Origin of the sequence: Streptomyces sioyaensis, assembly GCF_004122735.1 — a bacterium.
In the GTDB taxonomy this organism is placed as follows: domain Bacteria; phylum Actinomycetota; class Actinomycetes; order Streptomycetales; family Streptomycetaceae; genus Streptomyces; species Streptomyces sioyaensis.
Map to the genome: position 1 here is coordinate 1 of NZ_SDIF01000014.1, position 25,790 is coordinate 25,790.

21 protein-coding genes, 2 tRNA genes and 1 pseudogene are annotated in these 25,790 nt (G+C 71.9%); 5 read left to right on the plus strand and 19 right to left on the minus strand.

From position 1 onward, the window contains the following. Positions 1 to 235 precede the first annotated feature (235 nt). Together rpsT and EST54_RS07415 are read left to right on the plus strand one after the other, a co-directional pair. Complete coding sequence (gene rpsT, locus EST54_RS07410; protein ID WP_006605677.1) at positions 236 to 502, plus strand: 30S ribosomal protein S20; 267 nt, start codon at positions 236 to 238, stop codon at positions 500 to 502. 1,129 nt (positions 503 to 1,631) lie between these two features. After that, complete coding sequence (locus EST54_RS07415) at positions 1,632 to 2,237, plus strand: hypothetical protein (protein WP_244942463.1); 606 nt, start codon at positions 1,632 to 1,634, stop codon at positions 2,235 to 2,237. Between the two features lie 256 nt (positions 2,238 to 2,493). Here EST54_RS07415 and holA read toward each other — a convergent pair whose 3' ends face one another. After that, a complete protein-coding gene (holA, locus tag EST54_RS07420; RefSeq protein WP_129246290.1) occupies positions 2,494 to 3,477 on the minus strand; it encodes a DNA polymerase III subunit delta in 984 nt (327 codons plus the stop codon). Positions 3,478 to 3,571: 94 nt separating this feature from the next. Here holA and EST54_RS07425 point away from each other — a divergent pair, with 94 nt between their 5' ends. Beyond that, positions 3,572 to 3,838 carry a hypothetical protein gene (locus EST54_RS07425; protein ID WP_129246292.1) on the plus strand — a complete coding sequence of 89 codons (267 nt, stop codon included), beginning with the start codon at positions 3,572 to 3,574 and terminating at the stop codon, positions 3,836 to 3,838. Positions 3,839 to 3,947: 109 nt separating this feature from the next. Here the strand turns inward: EST54_RS07425 and EST54_RS07430 are convergent, their stop codons facing one another. The 8 genes and pseudogenes from EST54_RS07430 to EST54_RS07465 form a co-directional block, all read right to left on the minus strand. Continuing rightward, positions 3,948 to 4,748: an arylamine N-acetyltransferase family protein gene (locus EST54_RS07430; protein WP_129246294.1), complete on the minus strand. Its 801-nt coding sequence runs from the start codon at positions 4,746 to 4,748 to the stop codon at positions 3,948 to 3,950. Positions 4,749 to 5,376: 628 nt separating this feature from the next. Further along, positions 5,377 to 7,977: pseudogene (locus EST54_RS07435) on the minus strand (ComEC/Rec2 family competence protein); the annotation flags it as partial. After that, positions 7,974 to 8,819, minus strand: coding sequence for a helix-hairpin-helix domain-containing protein (locus EST54_RS35250; protein ID WP_307825342.1), 846 nt, complete (start codon positions 8,817 to 8,819; stop codon positions 7,974 to 7,976). The pseudogene EST54_RS07435 and the gene EST54_RS35250, both read right to left, overlap by 4 nt. A gap of 292 nt (positions 8,820 to 9,111) precedes the next feature. Then, complete coding sequence (locus EST54_RS07445) at positions 9,112 to 9,957, minus strand: DegV family protein (protein ID WP_129246296.1); 846 nt, start codon at positions 9,955 to 9,957, stop codon at positions 9,112 to 9,114. Positions 9,958 to 10,100: 143 nt separating this feature from the next. After that, a complete protein-coding gene (locus EST54_RS07450) occupies positions 10,101 to 10,868 on the minus strand; it encodes a hypothetical protein (RefSeq protein WP_129246298.1) in 768 nt (255 codons plus the stop codon). Between the two features lie 172 nt (positions 10,869 to 11,040). Next, the gene (locus EST54_RS07455; RefSeq protein ID WP_129246300.1) at positions 11,041 to 13,932 is read right to left on the minus strand and encodes a leucine--tRNA ligase; all 2,892 of its coding nucleotides are present in this window, start codon (positions 13,930 to 13,932) and stop codon (positions 11,041 to 11,043) included. A 315-nt stretch (positions 13,933 to 14,247) separates the two neighbouring features. Further along, entirely contained in the window at positions 14,248 to 16,206 is a 1,959-nt protein-coding gene (locus EST54_RS07460) for a S53 family peptidase (RefSeq protein WP_129246302.1), read from the minus strand. 361 nt (positions 16,207 to 16,567) lie between these two features. Beyond that, a tRNA-Ala gene (locus EST54_RS07465) sits at positions 16,568 to 16,640 on the minus strand. A gap of 151 nt (positions 16,641 to 16,791) precedes the next feature. Between EST54_RS07465 and EST54_RS07470 the strand changes: the two genes are divergently transcribed. Continuing rightward, positions 16,792 to 18,234 carry a glycosyltransferase 87 family protein gene (locus EST54_RS07470; RefSeq protein WP_244942464.1) on the plus strand — a complete coding sequence of 481 codons (1,443 nt, stop codon included), beginning with the start codon at positions 16,792 to 16,794 and terminating at the stop codon, positions 18,232 to 18,234. Here EST54_RS07470 and EST54_RS07475 read toward each other — a convergent pair. From EST54_RS07475 to EST54_RS34540, 9 genes are all read right to left on the minus strand, one after another. Then, positions 18,213 to 18,446, minus strand: coding sequence for a hypothetical protein (locus tag EST54_RS07475; protein ID WP_006605665.1), 234 nt, complete (start codon positions 18,444 to 18,446; stop codon positions 18,213 to 18,215). The two genes, EST54_RS07470 and EST54_RS07475, sit on opposite strands and share 22 nt — an antisense overlap. Before the next feature lie 3 nt (positions 18,447 to 18,449). Further along, on the minus strand, positions 18,450 to 18,698 hold the full coding sequence (locus EST54_RS34395; RefSeq protein WP_129246304.1) for a hypothetical protein: 249 nt from the start codon (positions 18,696 to 18,698) through the stop codon (positions 18,450 to 18,452). A gap of 206 nt (positions 18,699 to 18,904) precedes the next feature. After that, a tRNA-Ala gene (locus EST54_RS07485) sits at positions 18,905 to 18,977 on the minus strand. Positions 18,978 to 19,087: 110 nt separating this feature from the next. After that, entirely contained in the window at positions 19,088 to 19,741 is a 654-nt protein-coding gene (locus tag EST54_RS07490) for a histidine phosphatase family protein (RefSeq protein WP_129246306.1), read from the minus strand. Further along, the gene (rsfS, locus tag EST54_RS07495) at positions 19,738 to 20,172 is read right to left on the minus strand and encodes a ribosome silencing factor (protein ID WP_129246308.1); all 435 of its coding nucleotides are present in this window, start codon (positions 20,170 to 20,172) and stop codon (positions 19,738 to 19,740) included. Before rsfS ends, EST54_RS07490 begins: the two co-directional genes overlap by 4 nt. A gap of 259 nt (positions 20,173 to 20,431) precedes the next feature. After that, entirely contained in the window at positions 20,432 to 22,252 is a 1,821-nt protein-coding gene (locus tag EST54_RS07500) for an LCP family protein (RefSeq protein WP_129246310.1), read from the minus strand. Between the two features lie 24 nt (positions 22,253 to 22,276). Next, on the minus strand, positions 22,277 to 22,888 hold the full coding sequence (nadD, locus tag EST54_RS07505; protein ID WP_051006918.1) for a nicotinate-nucleotide adenylyltransferase: 612 nt from the start codon (positions 22,886 to 22,888) through the stop codon (positions 22,277 to 22,279). 52 nt (positions 22,889 to 22,940) lie between these two features. Continuing rightward, positions 22,941 to 23,102, minus strand: coding sequence for a hypothetical protein (locus tag EST54_RS34535; protein WP_167511502.1), 162 nt, complete (start codon positions 23,100 to 23,102; stop codon positions 22,941 to 22,943). Between the two features lie 120 nt (positions 23,103 to 23,222). Continuing rightward, positions 23,223 to 23,372, minus strand: a complete 150-nt coding sequence (locus EST54_RS34540; RefSeq protein ID WP_167511503.1) for a hypothetical protein — start codon at positions 23,370 to 23,372, stop codon at positions 23,223 to 23,225. 154 nt (positions 23,373 to 23,526) lie between these two features. On the opposite strand from EST54_RS34540, the gene EST54_RS07510 reads away from it, so the two are divergent. Beyond that, the gene (locus EST54_RS07510) at positions 23,527 to 24,621 is read left to right on the plus strand and encodes a M48 family metallopeptidase (RefSeq protein ID WP_129246312.1); all 1,095 of its coding nucleotides are present in this window, start codon (positions 23,527 to 23,529) and stop codon (positions 24,619 to 24,621) included. A gap of 37 nt (positions 24,622 to 24,658) precedes the next feature. Here EST54_RS07510 and EST54_RS07515 read toward each other — a convergent pair whose 3' ends face one another. Further along, the gene (locus tag EST54_RS07515; RefSeq protein ID WP_129246314.1) at positions 24,659 to 25,783 is read right to left on the minus strand and encodes an SCO2583 family membrane protein; all 1,125 of its coding nucleotides are present in this window, start codon (positions 25,781 to 25,783) and stop codon (positions 24,659 to 24,661) included. Positions 25,784 to 25,790 lie beyond the last annotated feature (7 nt).

The following is a 25,790-nucleotide window of genomic DNA, read 5'->3' on the forward strand; positions in this document are numbered from 1 at the left end:
GTGCGGGAACGCGGCTCGGGTAGGGGGCTGGAGCGCGGCTCGGGTGGCGGGCGGAGGCCTTCGGAGGGCAGAGCCCGGTGCCGTGGCGGGACGGGGGCAGCGGGCCGGCCCGAGGGCAGGTCCGGTCCGGTTTGGGAGGCCGTAGACCCTGCTGGTAGCCTGGTCCACTGCGCTTCGTGCCCTCTTTCGTACGGGGCGCAACTCGAAACTCCAACGAACCTGAAAAGGCTCTTTCGTGGCGAACATCAAGTCCCAGATGAAGCGGATCAAGACCAACGAGAAGGCTCGTCAGCGCAACAAGGCTGTCAAGTCCACTCTGAAGACCGCGATCCGTCGCACCCGCGAGGCCGTGGAGGCCGGTGACCTGCAGAAGGCCGCCACCGCCCAGGCCGAGGCTGCCAAGAAGCTCGACAAGGCCGTCAGCAAGGGTGTCATCCACAAGAACGCCGCCGCCAACAAGAAGTCGGCGCTGGCGAAGAAGGTCGCGACCCTCAAGGGCTGACCTCCCCCCGGACGAAGCTCACCGGCCTGACCAGGCCTGGATCTTCATCCACCCGCAGCATCTGCAGTACCCCTGCCGACAGGGACCCAGCGGCCCCTCTCTCCGCTCCCTGACCGGTGCACCACCGCGCCGCACACGGCCTGCGTTCGCCACGCGGGTGCGGCGCACCCGGCTCGCCCGGCGTCCACCGCCGACGAAGCCACTTTCGCTTGAGACGAAGGCCCCGCCTCCCCCTTCCCCAGGGATGAGGCGGGGCTTTTGTCGTGGGGTGAGGGGTGTGGGAACCGGATGGTGGGATCCGGGTGGTGGGAGCCGGGGGTGGGGGTTGCATTTCGGGGTTGCGTTACGGGGTGTGCTGGGGGGCGGTGTTGCGAGACTGCATTGAGGGCCTTTGCCATGAGGGAAATTCTGTGCGGGATTTGTCGCGGCAGATTCCCGATACCAGGGTTTCCTGCGTGGGCATGTGTGCGGGAGGTTCGTATGAGGGCCATGAGGTAAGGGATCTGCCGTGGGGTTTCCGTTATTACGGCGCTCGCGCATCCGGGATATGGGGTATCGGACGAATTCGGCCCGTCCGAGGCATGCGGGTATCCGGGTATCGATGCATCCGGTGCGTCCGAGGTATGCGGGTGTCCGGGTATCCGATGCATCCGGCGCGTCCAGCCTGTCCGAGGTATCCGGGCGGCGGTGGTGGCGTGGGGTTGCGGGCGGAGATGGGGCGGCCGGTATTCGTCGGCTCGGCGGCCGTCGGAAAAATCTGCTTCGCAGAGTCGGTTCTGTTTTCGGTGATGTCCGCTAATCTTCGGCCATGTCCATATCGGGGGAACAAAACAATCCATACTCCCAGCCACCGCCCCATCCCTACGGTCAGGTGCCCGCGCCACAGAATCCGGTGCCCCCGCCGCAGAATCCGTACGCACAACAGCCCGCGCCACAAGGGCAGGGCGGCGGATACGGCTATCCGGCAGCCGGCATACCCTCCCCTCCTCCGGGGCCACCTGGCACACCCGTCGGGCCACTCGGCACATCCGTAGGGGCGCCCGGCGCTCCTGAAAGTGCGGGCCGCGCCAAGACCAGCTGGCTCTGGGCGATCGGCGGCGCTGTCGCCGCCTCCGCGATCTGGGCCTCCGTGCTGTTCGCCACCGGCAGCTTCTCCGACGAGCCCCGCCCCGACCTGGCGGGGTACGGCTATCGCGGCGATCTGTGTGCGGACACCTCGCTGGCCCCGTTCGAGAACGCCCACTTCAAGACCAAGGCGAGCACGTCCTCCAAGGACGCCAACCCGCAGCACAGCGGCGCCCAGCTGAACACCATGGACACCATGTCGTGCAACGTCTCGCTGGAACCGGAGAATGCCAGCAGCTCCGACTACTCCTCGACCTGGATGTACAACACCGTCACGCTGCACAAGAAGACCGACCCGGCACCTGAGTTCGCCGACGGCTACCTCTCGTACGAGAAGCAGGAGACCTCGACCCGCTACACGGTCGAGAACGTGCCGGGCATCGGTGACGAGGCCTACCTCGTGACCCGGAAGGACGACGGCAGCTCAAGCAACAGCTCGTATGTGATCCTCGCCGTCCGGGACGGCTGGGTGACGTTCCAGTCGACGTGGTCGAGTTATGCGTCGAGCAGCAGCACGGCCAGGCAGCCGACCTCCACCGAGGTGGCGACGATGCTGAAGACCAGCGCGACGGAGACGCTCAAGCGGCTGCAGAACACGCGGTCGCGGTAAGCAGTCGCCATAAGCGGTAAGCAGTCGCGGGGAGGATCGCCGGAAGGATCACCGGTAGGGGGCGCGAGAACGCGAGAAGGGGCCCGGCGGGCCGGCGGCGGCACGCGACGGCCCGCCGCGGCCCTCGGCTCGTCGCGGCCCCTCAGCTCGTCGGGTGCCGCCCCTGCCGCGCCCCCTGCCGTCCGTGGCGCCCGTACGCCCGGCCCACGGTGCGTGGCCGTACCTCCGCCGCAACGCGCCGCGCGCCACCGCTTCTTCAGCGTGAACGGGCCGCCCGGGCGATCACCACGACGGCCTTCTCCAGGGCGTACGCCGGATCGTCCCCGCCGCCCTTGACGCCCGCATCGGCCGCCGCCACCGCGCGCAGCGCCGTGGCCACGCCGTCCGCCGACCAGCCGCGCATCTGCTGGCGCACCCGGTCGATCTTCCAGGGCGGCATGCCCAGTTCGCGGGCGAGGTCGCCGGGGCGAGCGCCGCGCGGGGCGGAGGCCAGCTTGCCGATGGCGCGGACGCCCTGAGCGAGCGCGCTGGTGATCATGACGGGGGCGACGCCGGTGGAGATCGCCCAGCGCAGTGCCTCCAGCGCCTCGGCGGCCCGGCCCTCGACGGCACGGTCCGCGACGGTGAAGCTCGACGCCTCGGCCCGGCCCGTGTAGTAGCGCGCGACGACGGCCTCGTCGATCATGCCCTCGATATCGGCGACCAGCTGCGAACAGGCCGACGCCAGCTCCCGGAGATCGCTGCCGATCGCCTCGACCAGTGACTGGCAGGCCTCGGGCGTCGCCGAACGTCCGACCGCGCGGAACTCGCCCCGGACGAAGGCCAGCCGGTCGGCCGGCTTGGTCATCTTGGGGCAGGCGATCTCCCGCGCGCCGGCCTTACGGGCGGCGTCCAGCAGGCCCTTTCCCTTGGCGCCGCCGGCATGCAGCAGCACCAGGGTGATCTCCTCGGCGGGCGCGCCGAGATACGCCTTGACGTCCTTGATCGTGTCCGCGGACAGATCCTGGGCGGCTCGCACCACAACGACCTTGCGCTCGGCGAACAGGGAGGGGCTGGTCAGCTCGGCGAGGGTGCCGGGCTGCAGCTGGTCGGGGGTGAGGTCGCGCACATCGGTGTCCGCGTCGGCCGCCCGGGCAGCCACCACCACCTGCTGCACGGCGCGGTCGAGCAGCAGGTCTTCCTGGCCCACCGCGATCGTGACGGGGGCGAGCGGGTCGTCGTGAGCTGTCTTCCTGGCCATCGCGGTCCAGCATCCCACGCCCCACTGACAACCGGCCTCGGACCGCCCTCCCCCTGCCGGTTCGGACCGCCCTCCCCTGTCGGACAATGGCCAGGTGAACGATGCTTCCCCACACCCACGACACGTACGGCACGTGCTGGTACTGCCCGACCGCGACGCAGCGGAGGAGGTGTCCGAAGCCCTCACGGAGCGCTTCGGTCTCGCCGAGGAGCCGCAGCTCGTACGGGACGCCCTGGCCGGTGAGGACGACGCCGAGGACGCGCAGTGGCTGGTGGTGGTCGAAGACCCGGACGCCGTCCACGACCCGGCGCAGCTGCACGACCTCGCGGCGGAGCACGAGGGCTGGCGCGAGGCCGAGTGACCTCCGGAGCCGGGTATCCGGAGCCGGAGCCGGGTGTGGGGCGGCGGAGCCGGGTGTGCGGCGGCTGGCGGGGTGCCCAGTAGCGCGTGACGTCGCCCGGTGTCGAGCCTCAGGCCTCGGTGCCGGGCCCGGACGCCCCCGCCCCACCGACCACCGGCTCTCGCTCCATCACGATCCCGAAGTACTCGCGGTAGGCGGCGAGGACCTCGCCCGCACCCACCTCGCGCTCCTCGCGTATGCCGTCCGCCCCGGTGAACACGAGCGTACGACCGGAGAGGGTGACCCGCCCGGTCTCCGTCAGCCGGGAGCACACCAGGGACTGGGTGAAGTGCGACCGGGGCGAGGTCCGGTTCCACCAGCAGCCCACCTCGAAGTCCGCCAAGGCACGCGGGCGTTGCTCGATGCGGTACTGCGGGGAGCCGTCCCTGAGCACATCGAGATCCCCCTCCGCCGTCTCCTCGATCCGGAACACCCCGCCCGGGTCACTCTGCTCGGCACGGCTGTCCCAGCGGAGCGGGAAGTGGCTGTGCCGGCCGAAGCCGACGTCAGCGAGCCACGGCCCGTCCGGCGTCGAGACGCGCAGGACGAGGTGGTCATACGGGATCCCGGGCCCCTCGGGGCCGAACACGCGGGCGGACAGCATTTCGACCTCGTAGCCGAGTGCCCGCAGCAGCATGGCGAAGGCGCCGTTGAGCTCGTAACAGAAGCCGCCGCGCCGGGCACCGACGATCTTGTCCAGCAGCGGCTGTTCCGCGAGCTCGATCTCCTCGCCGAGGTGGAGGGAGAGGTTCTCGAAGGGGACGGTGCGCAGATGACGGAGGTGCAGCGCACGCAGCGCGTCGGCATCGGGGGAAGCGGGGCGGGCGGCGCCCATCCGGTCGAGGTAGGCATCGGCAGCAGCGGCATCCATCAGGTGTCTGTCCTCTCCGGAGCGGACCAGCGGCGGGCCCGTCCTCTTGCGGCGGACTTCCCTGACTGTCCGAGCCTACGCGGCCGGCCCGGCACCCACCGGCCGGACCGGCACGGGGCCTTCGGGAGCCGGCTGGACCCACGCGGGGTGTGCGGGCATGAGCCGGGCCCGTCCGGGGTGTCCGGACATGAGCCGGGCTCGCGCGGCTTCTCCGGTCCCTGGCTGGGCCGGCACGGCTTCTCCGGCCCGCGGCCGGGCCCGCGCGGGGGCTCCAAGCAGAAGCCGGACCCGCGAGGCCAGCCCGGTCCCCGGCCGGGCCCGCGCGGGGGCTCCGGCCCGTGGCCTGCGGCGCCAGGGTTCGATGGCCGCTCACCGTCGTGGACAGCCTGGCCGTGGTGCCCAGGATCGCCAGGGACCCGTCGGTGTCCGTACGCAGCACCCGTACGCCCTGGGCGCGCAACGCCGTGAGGGTGCCGACGGCCGGATGGCCGTACGGATTGCCGGCACCGCAGGAGATCAGTGCCAGACGGGGTGCCAACCGGCGTATCAGCAGCGGGTCCTGATGGGCGGAGCCATGGTGCGCCACCTTCAGGACATCGACCGCTCCCAGCTCCGGATGAGCCGCCCACAGCGCTCGTTGTGCAGGTGGTTCGAGGTCGCCGAGGAGCAGGATGGTCAGCCCTCGCGTATGGACGAGCAGGGTGACGCTGGCGTCGTTCGGGCCGTCGAGGGCTGCGGAACCGTTGCGGCCGTCGAGGCCGGCCGTCTGTCTGTCGGGGGCAGCCGGGCCGCCTGGGCCGGGGAGGTCAGGGGGAACGGGTGGCCACAGGACCTCCCAGCTGAGCGGCCCAAGGTGACGCCGCTCCCCCGCTGCCGCGCGGACGATCGGGACCCCGGCCGCGGCAGCCGTGGTGCGCACGAACTGCGCCTGGCCGGGCGGATCTTCCAGAGTCGTGGTCTCGATCGCGCCGACCGAGCGGCCGCGGAGCGCCCCCGGGAGCCCGTCCACATGGTCTGCGTGAAAGTGCGTCAGGACGAGCAGCGGGATGCGGCGGACGCCCAGGTCCGTGAGACAGCGGTCGATGGCACGGGGCTCCGGTCCGGTGTCCACCACCAGCGCCGTACCGTCCCCGGCAGCCAGCACGAGGCCGTCGCCCTGCCCCACGTCGCAGACCACCGCTCGCCAGCCGGGCGGCGGCCAGCCGGTGATGATGCGGGTGAACGGAGCCGGACGGCAGACCGCCAGGAGCACCGCCAGCGCACACACCGCGCAGAGCCAGGGACGGCGCAGCAACCGGCGGCCCACCGGGACCAGGACCACCAGCACGACCGCCAGCATCAGCCCACCGGCCCAGCCACCCGGCCACTCGAACTCCGCTCCCGGCAACGCCGCGCCCGCACGGGCCACCCCGGCGATCCACCCGGCGGGCCAGCCCGCGCACCACGCCAGCGCCCGGGCGACCGGCAACGCGACGGGGGCGGCAGCGAGCGCGGCGAAACCCAGCACCGTCGCAGGGCCCACGGCGAGTTCGGCCAGCAGATTGCAGGGCACGGCCACCAGCCCCACACGGGCCGCCAGCACGGCGACAACGGGTGCGCAGACCGCCTGGGCGGCGGCCGCTGCGGCGATCACCTCGGCGCCCCGGGGCGGCACCCGGCGCCGTTGCAGTGCGATGCTCCAGCGCGGTGCGAGCAGCAAGAGCGCGCCGGTCGCCAGAACGGACAGCAGAAAGCCGTAGCTGCGGGCGAGCCACGGGTCGTACAGCACCAGCAGCAGGACCGCGGCTGCGAGCGCGGGCAGGAGTGAGCGACGGCGGCCGGTGCCGATCGCGAGCAGTGTGATCAGCCCGCAGGCGGCGGCCCGCAGCACGCTCGGATCCGGACGGCACACCACGACGAAGGCCAGGGCGAGCGCGCCTCCGACCACTGCCGTGCCGCGCAACGACAGCCCCAGGCGCGGCGCCAGCCCACGGCGCTCGGCACGCGTCGCGAGGTGGGGCGGCCCGATCAACAGGGCCAGCACAATCGTCAGATTGCTGCCCGAAACGGCGAGCAGATGCGTCAGATCGGTGGCGCGGAAGGCGTCGTCGAGATCCGGCGGCACGCGCGAGGTGTCCCCCACGACGAGCCCCGGCAACAGCGCACGGGCATCGGGGCGCAGCCCGTCGCTGGCCTCGCGCAAGCCCTCCCGCAGGCTTCCCGCCAGCCGCCCCAGGACAGTCGGCGCACCGACCTTGACCGGCGGAGCATCAGCGGTCACCCGCAGCACGGCCGCAACCTGATCGGCCGGGGACAGCGGCGGCGCGGCGCGTGCCACCACCCGGATACGGGCCGAGGGCAGCAGCCCACGCCATGCCGACCACAGGCCCTCCCGGGCGGCGTCGCGGTGTGCCGGGCCCGGCTCGCGCGGGGTGGCGTCCGAGCCCGGTGGGGTGGTTTCCGAGCCCGCCGGCCTGGCGTCCGCGGCCCTCGCAGTGGCGGTCGAGTCCGGTGGGGTGACGTCCGTAGTCCTCGAAGTGACGGAATCCCGCGCGGCACTGTGGCGCTCCGCCCGGTCCGGCCCGCCGCCACCGCCACCCCCGCCGTCCCCTCCGCGCTGCTGTACGAGAACCAGGGCCGGCGTGCGGACCGCGGTGACCTTGCCGTTCGGCGCCGTGACGCGCACGGCCTCGGCCGTGAACACCAGTACCGGGGGCGTCCGTTGGGATCCCCGCACCTTGGGGCGGGTCGGCCGAGGGTCGCCGGTCACCTCCAGCTCGACCGTGACCTGCGCAAACTGCTCCGCCAGGGCCGGCAGCGGCCCGCGCCGCACATCCGATGCGTGCAACGCCGCGGATGCGGCCCCCGCCCCGGCGCACAACAGCACCGCCGCCAGGGCGACCAGCGTCCCCGCCGGTCGAACGCCGCAAGAGCGGGCACGGGGCACCGTCGTTCCTCGCCCGTCGTTGTCGGCCCGCGGCGTCACGCCGTCCCCCTCGGCCGCCCCCGGGCCACGCCCCGCCCCGTACCGCACCACGGCCACCCACCACACGCACACCGCGAGCAGCACGGCCGCGGCCACAGCCACCGCCACTCCCCCGCCGGGAACGCCCAGGCTGATCGCCGCAGCCGCCCAGGCCGCCAGCGCGGGCGCGACCAGCCGCAGATCGACCGGGCCGTCTTGATGCGGGTCCGAGGAACCGTGCCGCGATACGGCCCGGGCGTGCACGGTGGCGCGCGAACCGGTCATGGCTCCACCAAGGGGCGCAGATCGGCGAATCGGCGATCACCGATGCCGGTCACCTGGCGGAGCTGTTCCACCGACGTGAATCCACCGTGCTGGGTGCGGAATTCGATGATGTGGCGGGCCAGCACGGGTCCCACTCCGGGGAGGGAGTCGAGCTGCTGCTCGGTCGCCGAGCCCAGACTGACCGGACCGCCTGGACCGCCTCCGGCACTCGGTAACCCACTTCCCGAGCCGCCGGCCCCCGCGCCAGTGGGACCGGACCCGCCACCGGCGCCAGCACCAGCCCCGCCACCAGGTGCACCCACCACGATCTGCTCGCCATCGGTCAGCCGACGGGCCCGGTTGAGCCCACGGATGCTCGCCCCGCGCAGCACTCCGCCCGCGGCCTGCAGCGCGTCCATCACCCGCGCCCCCGGCGGCATCCGGTGAACTCCGGGATGCCGCACCTTGCCCGTCACATCGACGACCAGCTGCCGGCCCGCCTCCCCCGGCGGACCATTCGCCACCGCGGCGGCAGACGAGGACGGCAGCGACGACGAGCGCGAGGCGGGGCCGGGTGCGCCCGCGGACCGGTCGGCCGCCGGGGCCCGGACCGGCTCGGGGCGTCCGGTCCAGAAGTGCTGCACGGCGAATCCCACGGCCACCACCAGCACAAGGACCAGGGCGGCGAGCGCCTTCGGGTCGGCGCCGCACCGTAACTGCACCCAGAGCGGGAGCCGTTCGCGCACGGCAAGCCACAGCCGCTCACGGCGGCGGGCGTCCGGCGGACCGTGCTCCGGAGGCGGAGGTCCGGCCCCGGAGCCCACCCCCGTATTGCCGAAGATCGCCGCAGCCCGAGCCCGCACCCGCTCGCGTTCCCCCTCACGCCCCTGCGCCGCACCCGATGGCCTCGAAGCGCCGGAGCCCTCCGGAAGAACCGCCGCAGGGAACGAAGCCGAAGAGCCCGAGGAAGCCAACGAGACTGACGAGGACGAACGTGCCGACGAAGACGAATCCGCAGGCCACATGGAGTGAGACGAGTTCATACCGACCGACGCTAAGCACTCGGCGCGGATCTCGCCGAGCTGCCTCACATCCGGTGGACAGCGCCCCAGTTGTGGACAACTCCGTCACCCACGGGGCACTCCGCCGCACCTCTCAGCGCGGCGACACCACAACCCCCAGCAGCCCCGGCCCCGTATGCGCGCCGATCACCGCGCCGACCTCGCTCACATGCAGCTCGTGGAGCCCGGGCACCCGCTCCCGCAGCCGCTGGGCCAGCGCGTCCGCGCGCTCCGCCGCGGCGAGATGGTGCACCGCGATATCGACCTGGCCCTCGCCCGCCCGCTCCGCGGCGATCTCCTCCAGCCGGGCGATGGCCTTGGAGGCCGTACGGACCTTCTCCAGCAGTTCGATCCGCCCGTCGGCCAGTTGAAGGAGCGGTTTGACGGCAAGTGCGGAGCCGAGCAGCGCCTGGGTCGCGCCGATCCGGCCGCCGCGGCGCAGATAGTCGAGGGTGTCGACGTAGAAGTATGCGGAGGTGCCGGCGGCGCGCTTCTCCGCGGCGGCCACCGCGTCGTCCGCGTCCCCGCCGGCCTCGGCCGTCTCCGCGGCGGCGAGGGCGCAGAAGCCCAGGGCCATCGCGACCATCCCGGTGTCCACGACGTGGACCGGTACCGGCGCCTCCTTCGCCGCGAGCACCGCCGCGTCATAGGTGCCGGAGAACTCGGAGGAGAGGTGGAGCGAGACGATGGCGTCCGCGCCGGCGGCCGCGACCGTGCGGTAGGTCTCCGCGAACATCGTGGGGCTGGGCCGGGAGGTCGTCACCGGCCGGCGCTTCTGGAGCGCCTCCGCGACGGATCTCGCGGAGATCTCGGTGCCCTCTTCCAGGGCCTGGTCCCCCAGGACGACGGTCAGCGGCACGGCCGTGATGTGGTGGCGTTCGAGAGCCGTCCGCGGCAAGTAGGCCGTGGAATCGGTGACGATCGCGACATGGCGGGACATGAATGGGAGGTTATCCGGGGATCCGGACGGCGCACAGTGCGGGCCCCTCCCCAAGATCTTCCAGGTTTCCCCAAAGCTCTGCCAAGAGCCCGCCCCCGCCCCCTCCCTCCCCCTCCTCGCTCCTCATATGCCTGCCTGGAGCCTCATGTCGTCGTGCCCTCCGTCCGGGGGGCCTTCTGCCACGGGTAGGTCGGCTGGGTGCGGGGGTCCCGGGTGGTGATCGCCGGCGGGTCCTCGGGGGCCGGGCGCCGGGAGTCGCCGTTTCCGGCCGCCGCCGGCCCGCCCCCGGGCCCCTGCGGCCGTCCTTCCGGCCCCGGACGTCCCCGTACGGGTTCCCGCAGCGGGTCCGCGGCGCCGGCCTCCTCGGCCCGGGTCCAGTGCCGCAGCGCTCCTGATTCGACATCGATCTGGTCGCTGAGCGATGCCAGATCGTCGTCCGCGAATTTGCGGGCACGGTCCCGCGCGGCCCAGCGCAGCGATTCCGCGGAGTGCGTGATCCGCTCCGTGCGCTCGCGGAGCTCCGGAAGGCGGGCGGCAATGGTGGCCCGGTCGGGCTCACGTTCGAGCCGCTTGAGGTCGTCGTCGAGCTCATGGCCATGGGCGCTCAGCCGCTCGAAGAGGCCGATCGCCTCGCCGAGGGAGGGATCGTCCGCCGAGCCGGAGTGCAGCACGTCCTGGGTGGCGCGCATGGAGGTGCGCAGCGAGAGCCGCAGCTGGGCGAGCTCCCCGACCACGCCGGGCTGGGCGAGCTGCCGGGCACGCAGACCGGTGTCCTCGACGGTTCTGCGGGCCTGGGCGACCGTACGGTCCACGCCGCGCTTGGCCGCCTGCACAGCCTTGACCGCCACGAACACCCCGGCCACGACGAACAGCACGAAGAGCAGCCCCAGGACGGCGACGACAGCTTCCATGGGCTCTCCCCGGACGTATCGGCGGCGCCGGCCGTGCCCGCGCCCTCTCCCTCCACGGTAAACGGCTCGGGCAGGTCACGGGTTCCTGACGAACCCCCAACCTGCCCGTAGGGGAAACCCCTGTGGTCGCCGCTGCCGGGTGCCCGGAGCGGCCCCGGGCACCCGTCGGCGACTACGCCGGGACGATGTTCACCAGCTTCGGCGCCCGGACGATGACCTTCCGGATGCCCGCGCCGTTCAGCGCCGCCACGACGGCCGGCTCCGCCAGGGCCGTCGCCTCCAGGTCCGCGTCGGAGATCGACGGGGCGACCTCCAGGCGGGCCTTGACCTTGCCCTTGATCTGAACGACGCAGGTCACGGTCTCGTCGACGACGTACGCCGGGTCGGCCACCGGGAAGTCGGCGTGCACCACGGTGTCGGTGTGGCCCAGCTTGCGCCACAGCTCCTCGGCGATGTGCGGCGCCAGCGGGGCGACCAGCAGCACCAGCCGCTCCGCGACCGTGCGCGGGACCGGTCCGCCCGTCTTGGTCAGGTGGTTGTTCAGCTCGGTCACCTTGGCGATGGCGGTGTTGAAGCGCAGGTTCGCCATGTCCTGGGTGACGCCGTCGATCGCCTTGTGCAGGGCACGCAGCGTGGCCTCGTCCGGCTCCGCGTCGACGACGGTGACCTCACCGGTCGCCTCGTCGACGACATTGCGCCACAGGCGCTGGAGCAGGCGGTACTGGCCGACGACGGCCCGGGTGTCCCACGGCCGCGAGACGTCCAGCGGGCCCATCGCCATCTCGTACAGGCGCAGGGTGTCCGCGCCGTACTCGACGCAGATCTCGTCGGGGGTGACGGCGTTCTTCAGGGACTTGCCCATCTTGCCCAGGACGCGGCTGACCTTCTCGCCCTGGTAGTAGTAGCCGCCGTCGCGCTCCTCGACCTCGGCGGCCGGGACGGCGATACCGCGGCTGTCCCGGTAGACGAAGGCCTGGATCATGCCCTGGTTGTACAGCTTGTGGAAGGGCTCCGAAGACGACACATGGCCCAGGTCGTGCAGCACCTTGGACCAGAAGCGGGCGTACAGCAGGTGCAGTACGGCGTGCTCCGCGCCGCCCACGTACAGGTCGACGCCCCCGGCCGGCTGGCCCTCGCGCGGCCCCATCCAATACTGCTCGATGTCCGGGGCGACCAGCGCCTCGGTGTTGTGGGGGTCCGCGTAGCGCATCTCGTACCAGCACGAACCCGCCCAGTTGGGCATGGTGTTGGTCTCGCGGCGGTAGCGCTTGATGCCGTTGCCGTCGCCCAGGTCCAGGTCGACGTGGACCCATTCCTCGTTGCGGGACAGCGGGGTCTCCGGCTGGGTGTCGGCGTCGTCCGGGTCGAAGGTGCGCGGGGAGTAGTCCTCGACCTCCGGCAGCTCCAGCGGCAGCATCGAGGCGGGCAGGGCGTGTGCGACGCCGTCCTCGTCGTAGACGATCGGGAAGGGCTCGCCCCAGTAGCGCTGGCGGCTGAACAGCCAGTCCCGCAGCCGGAAGTTGACCGTGCCCTCGCCGATGCCCCGGTCGGCCAGCCACTCGGTGATCTTCGCCTTGGCCTCGGTCACGCCCAGACCGTCCAGCGAGATGTCCGCGCCGGTCGAGTTGATGATCTTCGCCGCGTACGAGGCGAAGGCGTCGTCCCAGGTCGAGGGGTCGGTGCCGCGGTCGTCCGACGGCTCGACGACGCAGCGCATCGGCAGCTCGAAGGCGCGGGCGAAGGCGAAGTCACGGCTGTCGTGCGCGGGCACGGCCATGATCGCGCCGGTGCCGTAGCCCATCAGGACGTAGTCGGCGATGAAGACCGGGACCTGCTCGCCGCTGGCCGGGTTGGTCGCGAAGGCGCCGGTGAAGACGCCGGTCTTGACCTTGGCCTCGGCCTGCCGCTCGACGTCCGACTTGGCGGCGGCCTGCTTGCGGTAGGCGGCGACGGCGTCGGCCGGGGTGGCGTGCCCGCCGGTCCATACGTCGTGGGTGCCCTCGGGCCAGGCGTCGGGGACGATCGAGCCGTTGCCGTTCCCGGCGCCGGCGACCAGCGGGTGCTCGGGCGCCAGCACCATGTACGTCGCGCCGAACAGGGTGTCCTGGCGGGTGGTGAAGACGGTGATCTTCTCCTCGCCCACGGGGAAGTCGGCCCGGGCGCCCTCGGAGCGGCCGATCCAGTTGCGCTGCTGGAGCTTGATGGCCTCCGGCCAGTCCAGCGCGTCCAGGTCGTTCAGCAGCCGATCGGCGTAGGCGGTGATGCGCATGTTCCACTGGCGCAGCTTGGCCTTGAAGACGGGGTAGTTGCCGCGCTCGGAACGGCCCTCGGCGGTGACCTCCTCATTGGCCAGCACCGTGCCCAGCCCGGGACACCAGTTGACCGGCGCGTCCGAGGCGTACGCCAGGCGGTACTCGCCCAGGATGTTGGCGCGTTCGAGGGGGCTCAGCCCGGCCCACGGCCGGCCGTCGGGGGTCTGCCGGGTGCCGGCCTCGAACTGGGCGACCAGGGTGTCGATCGGGCGGGCGGCGTCCGCCTCCGGGTCGTACCAGGAGTTGAAGATCTCCAGGAAGATCCACTGGGTCCACTTGTAGTACCCCGGGTCGATCGTCTCGACCGAACGGCGCTGGTCGTGGCCCAGGCCCAGGCGGCGCAGCTGGCGCCGCATGTTCACGATGTTGGCCTCGGTGGAGACCCGCGGGTGGGTGCCGGTCTGCACCGCGTACTGCTCGGCGGGCAGCCCGAAGGCGTCGAAGCCCAGGGTGTGCAGCACGTTGTGGCCCGTCATGCGCTGGTGACGGGCGTAGACGTCGGTGGCGATGAACCCCAGGGGGTGGCCGACGTGCAGGCCGGCGCCCGACGGGTAGGGGAACATGTCCATGATGAATCGCTTGGGGCGGGCCACCACCTCGGCATCGCCGGCCAGCTCACCGCTGGGGTTCGGGGCCTCGTAGGTCCCGTGCTCCTCCCAGTAGGCCTGCCAGCGTGCCTCGATGTCGGCGGCCAGCGCGGCCGTATAGCGGTGCGGCGCTGCCACCTCGGCAGCGGTGGTCGTCTCGCTCATCGTCCTCAAAGCTCCATCGATCGTCTCTGCCTGCGGAAACGCGCCAGATCTCCGGCACGCCGGAAACAAAAAGACCCCTCGCACAGGAGGGGACGCCGCGCCGATTCCGACGGGATCTGTGATCCGTCAGGTACTGATCAGCGCGGCCCGCTAAGCAGAAGGCGTACGGCACGCATGGCGTCAGGGTACCGCAGGGCGTACGGGGCCCGCGCCGAGGATGTCCCCAGCGCGGGCCCCGCCCCCGGTACCCCGTACTCCTGCCGCCGTGGCACCGGGGCACGGGCAGTGCGGGGAGGCGGTGCCGCGCCCCCGGCGTCAGGGGCGGTAGGAGCTCACATAGCCGGCGCCCGGCGAGCCCACGCCGGTGACGTCGTCGTAGCCGACGCCCGCGTGCAGGGAGCTGTCCTTGCCCAGGCTGCGCAGCGAGGTCGTGGTGCCCTTGCTGCTGTCGACGCCGTTGACGTAGTCCACACGGACGACGGCCAGGTCACGGCCGGCACCCAGCGGGTGGTCGGTGACGTCGTGGTACGCGGCGGTGCCGTAGCGCTGGTAGATGGCGGGGTTGGCGAAGCCGATGGCGACGCCGTGCCGGGCCTGCTGGGCCAGCGCCTGGACACCGGCGATCACCGGCGCGGCCAGCGAGGTGCCGCCGATGCGGTACTCGTCGTAGCCGAGCTTCCCGTCCGGCAGCGTCTGGGTCTGGCCGACCAGGAAGCCGGTGTTGGGGTCGGCGACCGCGGCGATGTCCGGCACGGTGCGCATCGCGCCGCCGCCGTTCGCCTTCGCGAGCCCGTCCGGGACGACTCCGCGCTGGTAGTAGGGCTGCGCCACGCTCTTGCTGGTGCCGCCGCCGGCGCCGCCGTTGAAGGTGCCGGGGAAGCCGGTCCAGTCGTTGCCGTCCTTGGACAGCAGCGCCTTCTGGGTGCCCCAGCCGGTCTCCCACTGGTACGCGTCGTGCTTGCCGACGGCCAGGGAGGTACCGCCGACCGCGGTCACCCAGGGGGAGTTCGCCGGGCTGTCGACCTGCTTGACGCCGGTCTTGGCGACCTCGTCGCCGTCGTCGCCGGAGGAGAAGTAGAAGCCGATGCCCTGCACCGCGCCCTGCTGGAAGAGCTGGTCGTAGGCGGCCGCCGCGTCCGGGGTCTCGTTCGCCTCCAGGTCGCCCCAGGAGTTGGAGACCATGTCGGCGAGGTGACCGTCGACGACCTTGCCGAGCGAGTCGATCAGGTCGTCGTCCATGCAGGAGGCACCGCCGACGTAGACGATGTCGGCGTCGGGGGCGACCGCGTGGACGGCCTCGACGTCGAGGGTCTCCTCGCCGTACCAGCCGGCCGCGCCGCACTCCTCGATGTGCGAGTAGTCCTTGGGCAGCACCTGGGAGAGCTGGCCGCGGCGGTAACGGGGGTCGCCGTTGCGGGCGGCGTACGTGTCCGCGTCCTGGGCGATGGTCGGCGCGGCGTAGGCGTCGGTGATCGCGACGGTGACGCCCTTGCCGGTCCACTTCTTCGCACCGTAGGCGGCGCGCAGCTGCGTACCGGTGTAGCCCTTGATCGCATACGGCGCCTTGCTCCCGTAGGCGGACGGCAGCTTCTTGTCCGTCTTGGAGCCGTAGTACGAGGAGAACGGGCCGGAGTTGCGGAACACGCCCTCCGGGGGCGGCAGTTCGCTGGAGTGGTGCTTGGCGAGCCGCGGCGCGTTGTCCAGACCGGTGACCGTCAGGACCGCGTCGGCCAGTGCGGCGGGCGCGGAGGCGGTGGTCGACGGCGCGTGGTAAGTGTGGCCGCTCTTGCGGTAATTGTGCAGGTCTGTGGCGAAGGCACGCTCGGCCGCGGCCGCGTCGCCCTTGACCGTCAGATAGCGCTGGGTGGTGCCGGTGACCGCCAGGCCGGACTTTTTCAGCCAGTCGGTCACCTTGGCTATCTGCTCGTGCGTGGCGCCGTAACGGGAGCGGACCTGGGCGGGGCTCAGGTACTTCCCGTACGCGGCGGAGTGCGGGTCGGACACGGCGCGGGCGTAGTCGGCGAGCCCCTTCGCGTCGCGACCGGCCAGGTAGACGCGGGCGGTGACGGCCGCGGACGCGGAGGTGGCGCCCTGGTCGGCCTGCGCGGTGGCCCACAGCGGCTTGGTGCCCTGCAGTGCGTGCCGACCGCCGTCGTGGCCCGCGGCATCGGCGGCCGGCGCGCCGAGCGCGAGCGCGCCGGCGACCAGCGGCAGCGTCGCTGCCCAGGCCAGACCGGCGCGGGCGCGCAGTGATCTGGTGCGGCTTGATCTCATGTAACCCCCTGCTGTGGCGATGCGGTGCGCTGCGGGATGCCGCGCTGCGCCGGGGCGCCAGAGGCGCGGCACCGCACGCGCGATGAATGCGTCGGATGTGACGCTCACGCGATTCGCCACTCTTTCGGTGAACCGTTCATGTCAGGGGCATGCGATCACCAAGAAGAGACCAAGGAATGGCAAGGTCTGGTCAGGAATGAGCACAGAGCGAACGATCAACTCGCCATAACGGACGCGGGGTTGACCGGATGTCAGCGCAACCCCGGGGGAACGGCGCCCGGGTGCGAGCCTCCAGACCCCCCGGACCGGACCCGCACGACGAAGCAGGCCATCCATTTCGGATGACCTGCTTCGCTCTCTGTGGAGCTAAGGAGAATTGAACTCCTGACCTCCTGCATGCCATGCAGGCGCTCTACCAACTGAGCTATAGCCCCGTATTCTGTTCCCGCCCGGTTCCCCGCTGCGGCATCGCCTACATTACACGGACCTCCCCGCCTTCTGCCAAATCGTTCTGACCGGGGCCTGGGGGCGGCGCGCGGTACTCTCGGCAGGCAGTGTCCGATTCGTCCTGGGGGGCCGTACGCCGTGACCGCGCTGGAGCTGCAACAGCCCACCGACCCCGGCGGCACCCACCCCGGCGCGGGCCTCCTCCGCCGGCACCCGACCCTGGTGGCGGCCGTCGCCTGCCTGGCCTCGTTCACGGCCTTCTGGACCGCCCAGCGGCTCGCGCACGTGACGATGATCGACCTCATGGTCTACCGCGCCGAGGGCTTCACCGTCCGCAACGGCGGGTCCCTCTACGACATGGCGGCGACCTCGGCGCACCTGCCCAACACCTACCCGCCGTTCGCGGCGCTGCTGTTCACCCCGCTCACCGTCCTGGACGTCCCGGCGATGCGCACCCTGGCCACCGCCGGCAACCTCCTGCTGCTCGTCGCCGTCGTCCACCTCTCGCTGCGGCTCGCCCGGCGGCCGCGGCGGCTGCCCCGGCCCGCCGCGGCCCTCGCGGTCTCCGCCCTGCTGGTGTGGTGCGAGCCGGTGTGGACGACGGTGCGCTACGGCCAGATCAACCTCCTGCTCACCGCGCTGGTGCTGTGGGATCTGACCCGCAAGGACACCCACCGCCTCGCGGGCGTCGGGATCGGCGTCGCGGCCGGGCTCAAGCTGACCCCGGCGCTGTTCGCCGTGCTCCTCGCGCTGGCCGGTGCCGTCCGCGCCGGGCAGCTGCTCCGCTCCGGCGCGGGGGCGCGCGCCGCCTGGAACCCCTGGCTGCGGCAGGCCGCCGTCGCCACCGCCACCTTCCTGGCCACGGTGCTGCTCTCCGCGCTCGTGCTGCCGCGTGACGCGCACCGCTTCTGGACCGAGATCGTCTTCGCCACCGACCGGGTCGGTGAGGTGGAGATCACCGCGAACCAGTCGCTGCGCGGTGCGCTCGCCCGGCTGCTGCACACCCACGATCCCGGCACCGCTTGGGTGGTGGCCGCCGGCTTGACCGCGGCCGGCGGCCTGGCGCTGGCGGTCGGGGCGCTGCTGCGCGGGGAGCGCGCCTGGGCGGCCGTGGCCTGCGCCGCGACCGCCCTCCTGATCAGCCCGATCTCCTGGTCCCATCACTGGGTGTGGTGCGTACCGATGCTGGTGCTGCTCGGCTCCGAGGCGCTGCACCGGACCGGCACCGCGACCCGCCGCCGGTGGGCGGCGACCGCCGTCCTGGGCCTGATGTTCTGTTCGTTCGCGCTGTGGTGGGTGCCGCACCGCTGGCACCACCACCAGGAACTGCACCAGAACGGCGTCCAGATGCTGCTCTCCGGCGTCTATCCGCTCGCCGGCCTGGCCGTACTGACGCTGACCGGGCTCCGGCTGTGGCGGACGGCGCGGCACGGACCCGCGCTGCACGGCCGACGGTCACCGGCTCCGCCGCTCACGGCAAGGGCGGCCGGACGCGGATCATCTGATGGGCCGCCAGCCAAGGAGGGCGGCCCCGCCGCACCCGGCCCGGCAGGCTCCGCTCAGGCCGTGGCGAAGGAGTAGAAGCGCTTCAGGGTGCAGTGCTCTTCGAGCAGCCGCCCGTAGATCGGCTCCCCGTCGAGCTCCCGGTAGGTCTCGATGGGGTCGCCCTTTATGACCAGGGCGCGGGCGCATTCCTCGCACCAGTACTGGTAGTCGGTGTTGACGGGTTCCATGTCGCGGACGATGGGCGTACCGCTGCCGCACCAGTCACATTTCCTGCTGTGGGCGCCCATCCATCAGCTCCAACTGTGGCCGCAGGCCGTACAAACGAAGGAAATGCCGCCGTTGTCGCCCAGCACCTGCGCGACATGGGAGGAACCGCACGAGGGGCACTGCAGAGCGGTCCCGTCGCGGCCACGGCACGGGGAAACGCCCCCGTCAACGGGGCAGGTGAAACGGAGCACATATTCCGGAAGCCAGTCGTACCCCTGCGCCTCGGCGACTTCGAGCAGGTCATTGACCTCCTCGAGGATGCTCGTGGGCATCGCGATCTCTCCTCCCCTGCCGGCGCCGTCCGATTCTGCCACGGACCGCCGACCGGGTCAGGCCCATCTTTTGCGCCACCCGGCGCGTTCCACCGGCCGCCACCGCACGGGGGACGGCGGGGCCACGCGGCACTCCGGAGGGCCGGCGCACAACCCGGACAACGCAGAGATCCCGCCTCCGGTCGGAGGCGGGATCATCCGGGCTGTGGAGCTAAGGAGAATTGAACTCCTGACCTCCTGCATGCCATGCAGGCGCTCTACCAACTGAGCTATAGCCCCGGGTCTTGTTCCGCTCCCCCGGGTTTCCCCGGCGGCCGCGCGAACAAGAAGAACTTTAGCCTGCGACCTGCCCAGATGTGAAATCCGGGGCGGCCGGGACCGCGGCCGGCTCAGTCGTCGTCGCCGAGCACCGGCTCCGGAAGGGTGCCGGCGTTGTGCTCCAACAGGCGCCAGCCGCGCGCGCCCTCGCCCAGCACGGACCAGCAGCAGTTCGACAGACCGCCCAGGCCCTCCCAGTGGTGGGCATCCAGGCCGAGCAGCCGCCCGATGGTGGTGCGGATGGTGCCGCCGTGGCTGACGACGACCAGGGTGCCGTTCTCGGGCAGCTTGTCGGCGTGGTTGAGCACGACGGGCGCGGCGCGGTCAGCGACCTCGGTCTCCAGCTCGCCGCCGCCTCGCCGCACCGGCTCACCGCGCTTCCAGGCGGTGTACTGCTCGCCGTAGCGCGCGAGGATCTCCTCGTGCGTCAGCCCCTGCCAGGAGCCCGCGTAGGTCTCGCGCAGGGCCGCGTCATGGGTCACGTCGAGCCGGGTCAGCACGGCCAGCTCGCTCGCCGTCGTCGAGGCCCGCTGGAGGTCGGAGGCGATGATCGCGTCCGGCCCCAGGGCGGCGAGCAGCCGGGCGGCGCGGCGCGCCTGGGACCGGCCCGCCTCCGTCAGTTCGATGTCCGTCGACCCCTGGAAGCGGCGCTCCAGATTCCAGGCCGTCTGGCCGTGGCGCCACAGGACGATGCGGCGGCCCCGGCCGGTCTTCGTGCCGTTCAGAGCAGCTCTCCGTCCTGGTCACCCGCCGTGGCATCGGCGTGCGCCGCGGCCTTGCCCCGGGTGGCCTTGGCCTCCTCGGGGAGGTCGATCTCGGGGCAGTCCTTCCACAGGCGCTCGAGCGCGTAGAAGACGCGCTCCTCGCTGTGCTGGATGTGCACCACGATGTCGACGTAGTCGAGCAGCACCCAGCGGGCCTCGCGGTCGCCCTCGCGGCGGACCGGCTTGGCGCCGAGGTCCTTGCTGAGCCGTTCCTCGATCTCGTCGACGATCGACTTGACCTGGCGGTCGCTGGGCGCCGAGGCCAGCAGGAAGGCATCGGTGATCGAGAGGACGTCACTGACGTCGTACGCGATGATGTCGTGCGCAAGCTTGTCGGCCGCGGCCTGGGCTGCGGCGTTGATGAGCTCGATGGAGCGGTCCGTGGCGGTCACAAGCGGCTTTCCGGGTTGAGGTCGGCCTCTCCGGCCGGGCGGGCAGCGGGGCCGGCTGCTGAGCGCGGCGCGCGCCCGGTCCCATGGGCGGCCGGATCGGCGGTCAAGTACCCCACAAGGGTCTCACGGACCACCGACACTCCCGGCCGGGAATCCGGTCCCGCGGGCTGCTTGCGGTGTCCGTGCTGGTCAGCGCCGGGGGGCGGGCGCCCGCCGCCGCTGCCGGGCCGGCAGCGGCGGGTCCGGGCGCCCCCGTCCGTCAGCCCTTGAAGTCCTGCCCCAGGACCACGGTGATATCGGCGTTCGAGGCGCCCTTGCCCTGCCGGACCGCGCCGGCCGGCAGACCCAGCGTCTTGGCGACCTCCGCAGCCTTGGCCTTCTGGGCGGCGTCCGCGTAGGTGACCTGGGACGTGGCCCGGGCCGCGCCGTCGGTGCCGCCGTCGACGAAGCTGTAGCCGCCGTTGACCAGCGACACCTGCGCCTTTCCGGTGGCGGCCCGGGTGCCGGTGGCGTTGCGGACCGCGACCCGGGCGGTGGTGTCGGGCGCGGTCTTCTTGACCGTGCCGCCGAGCACGTCCTTGACCACGCTCGCCGCCGTGGTCGGGCTGAGCGTGCCGTTGCCCAGTACGGGCAGCACGGTCGTGCGGTAGGCACCGGTCTTCGCCAGCTCCGCCCGCTGCGCCAGCGAGCTGCCCAGCTGGGCCTCGGTGAGCGGCGGGTCGAGCACCTGGAGCAGCGCCTTCACCGTGGCGGTGGCGCCGTCGGCGTCGCTGGAGACCTTCTTCAGGGTCGCCTGCATGACCTGGCCGAAGCGCTGCAGTTGCTTGGTCTGCGGCTCGCCCGGCGCCTGGTAGGTGGCGTAGGCGACGGCGGCCTGGCCGCCCAGGTCCTGGGCGCTGCCCTGCTTGACGACCGGGGAGTCGCCCTTCTTGGCGCCGGGCACGGTGGCGTCGGTGTCGAGGGTGATGCCGCCGACCGTCTCGACGAGGTTCTCCAGATACGGGGTGTCCAGCCGCCAGCTGGCCTTGAGGTCGGCGCCCAGGAGGCTGTTGAGGGAGTCCCGGGTCGGCTCGGTGCCCTCGTCCTTGACGGACTTGCCGAGTGTGGTGGTGGAGCCGTCGTCCTTGGTGACGACGAGGTTGTTGGGCAGGAGGACGGTGGTGCCCTTGTGGGTGGTCTCGTTGTCCACCAGCAGCGCCGTCGAGCTGTTCCCGCTCTTGGTGTCGCGCAGGTGGACGACGAGGACGTCGCGCTTCTGCCCGGCGGCCGCGGCCGCCTTGCCGGCGCCCGGACCGGCCAGTCCCGGCAGCTTGCCCGCCCACCACAGGTAGCCCACGCCGCCGGCCACCAGCAGGGCCAGGACGACGGACAGCGCGACGATCCGGCTGCGGCCGCGCCGCTTGGCCTCCTCGCGCCGCTCGGTGCGGCTCTCGGTGAACTTCAGCCAGTCGATGACGTCTTCGGAGTCCTCGTCCGGCTCCTCGATGAAGGAGAACTGCTCGGTGCGGTACTCCGGCCCGTCGGCGGAGCCCTGCGGGGCAGCGGGCTCCGCGGCATCGTCCGGGGCGCGGCGCTGGGCCGGCGGCCGCCGCGGCCCGTCCTGCCGCGGCGCGGCGGGCTCGGCGGGCCCGCCGTAGGGGGGCTGCTCCGTATAGGACAGCTGGTCGTACGGGGACTGCTGGGCCTGCTGCGGGATCCACTCCTGCTGGTGCGCCGGCTGCTGGGCAGCGGCGTAGGGGTCGTACTGCTGCGGGGCGCCGGGCGGGGCCTGTACCTGCCGGCTGCCGTAGGTGTCGTAGTCGTACCCGGTCTGTCCCTGGTACGCCTGGTGCCCCTGCTGACCGTGCGGGGCCTGGCCGCCGGCCTGCCCGCCGTAGGGGTCGTAGCCCTCATAGGCGGACGGGGCGGCCGGCTGTCCGTACGCGTCGTAGTGCTGCTCGTACGGCGCCGCCGCGGCATCGGGGTACACCGGCCGCCCGTAGGCGTCGTAGGTGTAGCCCGGCTGCCCTTGCTGCCCCTGGGCATACGGGTCGTGGGCGTACGGGTCCTGCGGCCCGTAAGGATCCTGTCGGTCGCTCACCGGTGCCCCTTTCCGTCAGCCCCGTCAGCGGTCGTTGCGGTACAGCTGTTTTTTGTCGATGTAGCGCACCACACCGTCCGGTACCAGGTACCAGACCGGATCCCCCTGGGCGACGCGCGCCCGGCAGTCGGTCGAGGAGATGGCCAGGGCCGGCACCTCGACCAGGGACACCGCCCCCTCGGGCAGCCCGGGGTCCGCGAGGACGTGGCCGGGCCTGGTCACCCCGATGAAGTGGGCAAGTGACACCAGCTCCGCCGCATCGTGCCAGGTCAGGATCTGGCTGAGGGCGTCGGCGCCGGTGATGAAGAACAGATCCGCATCGCGGTGCTCCGCCCGCAGATCACGCAGCGTGTCTATCGTGTACGTCTTGCCGCCGCGGTCGATGTCGATACGGCTGACGGAGAACTGCGGGTTGGACGCGGTCGCGATGACCGTCATCAGATACCGGTCCTCGGCCGGCGACACCGTCTTGTGGCTCTTCTGCCACGGCTGTCCCGTCGGCACGAAGATGACCTCGTCGAGGTGGAACTGGCTGGCCACCTCGCTGGCGGCGACCAGGTGTCCGTGATGGATCGGGTCGAACGTGCCGCCCATCACTCCGAGTCGCCGCTTCACGGGCCCTGTGTGCTCTCCCATGCGTGCAGACCCTACTGGGCGGCGCGCGATGCCGGGGGCCGGGTGCCGCGGCTCAGCGGTCGCGGTTGAAGCGGGTGGTGATCCAGAGCAGGAGGAGCAGGACAAACAAGGCGCCGCCGCCGGTCACGAAAGGGCTGAGGCTGGCGTGACCGCCCTCGTGGCCGGGTTCGGCGGCCAGGGAGACCAGGGAGTGTGCGGTGGAGTGCAGGCTCATCGTCGGCAGGACCAATCCGGGCTGGGGTCGGGCAGAGACTTCCACCACATCGTATGCGGCCGCTCACCGCGGGCCCACGGCGACTCCACCCGGAGGCGCCCGAGCAGGGCCGGCCCGGCGTCAGTCCTGGCGGTAGCCGCGCAGCAGGAGCCAGGCGAGCAGCACCGCGCCCACGACGCCGACGATGATCACGGTGCGCAGGATCCAGCCCGGTCCGCTGTCCCTGGCGGTCTCCTGGGCTGCGGCGAGCAGCACGCTCGGATGCGGCATGACGGTGCGCTCCCTCGGATACCGGCCCGTGCGGTCTTTTGTACGGGCCTGTGCGGTCATTGGTGCGATCGCCAGCGTACGCCCGAGCATCCAATCCACTGTCGGCGGCGTCCTCTAGGCTGAAACACACGCAGTCGAACAGGGGGAGGCCCCAATGACGGAGAGCCCAGACGGCAGCGCCAACGTACCGAGCCGGGACCGGCGGCGATTCCCCGGCATCTCGTCGCGGTCGTACGAACACCCGGCGGACCGCTCGGCGCTGGTGGCGCTGCGCAAGCTCAGCGGGTTCGACACCGTCTTCAAGACGCTCAGCGGCCTGCTGCCGGAGCGCAGTCTGCGGCTGCTGTTCCTCTCGGACTCGGTCCGGGTGAGCGACCAGCAGTTCACGCACCTCAACGACATGCTGCGGGACGCCTGCTACATCCTGGACCTGGAGAAGGTCCCGCCGATGTACGTCAACCAGGACCCGCAGCCCAACGCCATGTGCATCGGCCTGGACGAGCCGATCATCGTGGTGACGACGGGCCTGGTCGAGCTGCTGGACGAGGAGGAGATGCGGGCGGTCATCGGCCACGAGGTCGGACACGCGCTGTCCGGGCACGCCGTCTACCGCACGATTCTGCTGTTCCTGACCAACCTGGCCACGAAGGTCGCCTGGATCCCGCTGGGCAACGTCGCGATCATGGCGATCGTCACCGCGCTGCGCGAATGGTTCCGCAAGTCGGAGCTGTCGGCGGACCGCGCCGGACTGCTGGTCGGGCAGGATCTGCAGGCCTCGATGCGCGGTCTGATGAAGCTGGCCGGCGGCAATCATCTGCACGAGATGAACGTCGACGCCTTCCTCAAGCAGGCGGACGAGTACGAGTCCGGCGGCGACCTGCGCGACTCCGTGCTGAAGATCCTCAACCTGCTGCCGCGCAGCCACCCGTTCACCACCGTGCGGGCGGCCGAGCTGAAGAAGTGGGCGGCCAGCCGCGACTACCAGCGGATCATGGACGGTCACTACCCGCACCGGGACGAGGACGGCGACACCTCGGTCTCCGACTCCTTCCGGGACTCCGCGGCGCATTACGCCGATTCGGTGCGCAACAGCAAGGACCCGCTGATGGGTCTGGTGCGCGACATCGCGGGCGGCGCGGGCGACTTGGGCGGCAAGCTGCGCGACACGGTCTTCCGCGGCGGTTCACGGCCCGGCGGCGCCAACGGCACCGGTGGAGCCAACGGATCGGACCGCCCGGACGACGCCTAGGGCTTTCCGCCCCCTGACGCATCGGACAGGACAGGCGCTAACGGACCGGATGGCTCGGCCTCGGCTCGGCGGCGGGCGCCAGCTCACCGCAGAGCGAGGGGTTGACCCGGTCCCTGGCAAAGGGATCGGTGCCCGTGGGCCGGTCGTTGCCGGCGTGCTGTCCCGCGAACAGCGGGTGCAGCGCGTCGGCCGGCTGCGAGGAGCAGGCCAGCGGCCCCGCCTGCAGGCTGCTCTGCAGCACCTCCAGGCGGTGGTCGGTGAGGTTCTCGCGGCTCAGCCGGAAGTGCATCTCGCGCCGCACGGTCACCAGCGAGGCCGCGCCCGGGGTGGGCTTGCCGACGCCCTGGCCCGGTGCGGAGTGCTGCCCACCGGAGACGGGCCGTACGGCGTAGACGAAGGTGTAGTCGGCGGTGACATCGAGTGCGTCCGGGCTCAGTTCGGAGGCGCTCAGGGTGCCGTCGACCCGGACGTCGTGGTCGGCGAGCCGGGTCTGCTTCGGGTCGAAGCGGACCAGCCAACCGGTCGCCGCGTCCCGGCCGTTGTCGTCGGGGTGCGCCAGGCTGCGGTCGAACTGGTCGAGTTGCCCGGTGTCGAGCAGCAAGCGCACCGGCCGCACCGAACCGCCGGTGAGGGTTGCCGGGTCCAGCGAGGAGCGGACGAGGTAGTCCTTCGCCACGGTCAGGGCGGCGACGACCTGGCCGCCGGAGAAGTGCTCGGTGCGGGCGACCGCGGGCAGGTTCACGCCCGCGGCGCCGATCCGGTAATTCGCCGCGGCGCTGTGCGCGAAGAGGTCCTGCGGTGTCGCGCCCGGGACGACTCCCCTCGGTGCCAGCGGCACGACCGTGGACCGCAGCGGCTGCGCCCGGAGCGTGTCCGGGTTCTTGTAGGGGTGCCGGATGCCCATGTAGACGGCGGTGCCGAAGGCGAGAACGATCAGCAGCACCAGCAGGACCGCCTGCCGGGAGCCGCCCAGCCGCCGCCAGGCATGCCGGGTTTTCACCGCCGGTGAATGGTGTTCGCCGAGCCGCTCGTCCGCGGAGAATTCCTGCAGTCGCGCAGCACGAACGAACGATTCGTCGAAGACGACGGATCGGTATTCGTCCTCACCACCACCCGGGGCGCCGTTGGGCGTCCCTTCGGGAGGGTCACCTGGCCCGGTCATACAACAA

What these genes read in the sequence shown, in the direction of transcription:
- EST54_RS07510 (WP_129246312.1), top strand. Translation starts at nt 23,527, where the DNA reads ATGACGGAGAGCCCAGACGGCAGCGCCAACGTACCGAGCCGGGACCGG.
- holA (WP_129246290.1), bottom strand. Translation starts at nt 3,477, where the DNA reads ATGGCCAGGAAGACAGCTCACGACGACCCGCTCGCCCCCGTCACGATC.
- EST54_RS07515 (WP_129246314.1), bottom strand. Translation starts at nt 25,783, where the DNA reads ATGACCGGGCCAGGTGACCCTCCCGAAGGGACGCCCAACGGCGCCCCG.
- EST54_RS07430 (WP_129246294.1), bottom strand. Translation starts at nt 4,748, where the DNA reads ATGGATGCCGCTGCTGCCGATGCCTACCTCGACCGGATGGGCGCCGCC.
- EST54_RS07450 (WP_129246298.1), bottom strand. Translation starts at nt 10,868, where the DNA reads ATGGAAGCTGTCGTCGCCGTCCTGGGGCTGCTCTTCGTGCTGTTCGTC.
- EST54_RS07445 (WP_129246296.1), bottom strand. Translation starts at nt 9,957, where the DNA reads ATGTCCCGCCATGTCGCGATCGTCACCGATTCCACGGCCTACTTGCCG.
- EST54_RS34395 (WP_129246304.1), bottom strand. Translation starts at nt 18,698, where the DNA reads ATGCCCACGAGCATCCTCGAGGAGGTCAATGACCTGCTCGAAGTCGCC.
- EST54_RS34535 (WP_167511502.1), bottom strand. Translation starts at nt 23,102, where the DNA reads ATGAGCCTGCACTCCACCGCACACTCCCTGGTCTCCCTGGCCGCCGAA.
- EST54_RS07460 (WP_129246302.1), bottom strand. Translation starts at nt 16,206, where the DNA reads ATGAGATCAAGCCGCACCAGATCACTGCGCGCCCGCGCCGGTCTGGCC.
- EST54_RS07455 (WP_129246300.1), bottom strand. Translation starts at nt 13,932, where the DNA reads ATGAGCGAGACGACCACCGCTGCCGAGGTGGCAGCGCCGCACCGCTAT.
- nadD (WP_051006918.1), bottom strand. Translation starts at nt 22,888, where the DNA reads ATGGGAGAGCACACAGGGCCCGTGAAGCGGCGACTCGGAGTGATGGGC.
- EST54_RS07475 (WP_006605665.1), bottom strand. Translation starts at nt 18,446, where the DNA reads ATGGGCGCCCACAGCAGGAAATGTGACTGGTGCGGCAGCGGTACGCCC.
- EST54_RS34540 (WP_167511503.1), bottom strand. Translation starts at nt 23,372, where the DNA reads ATGCCGCATCCGAGCGTGCTGCTCGCCGCAGCCCAGGAGACCGCCAGG.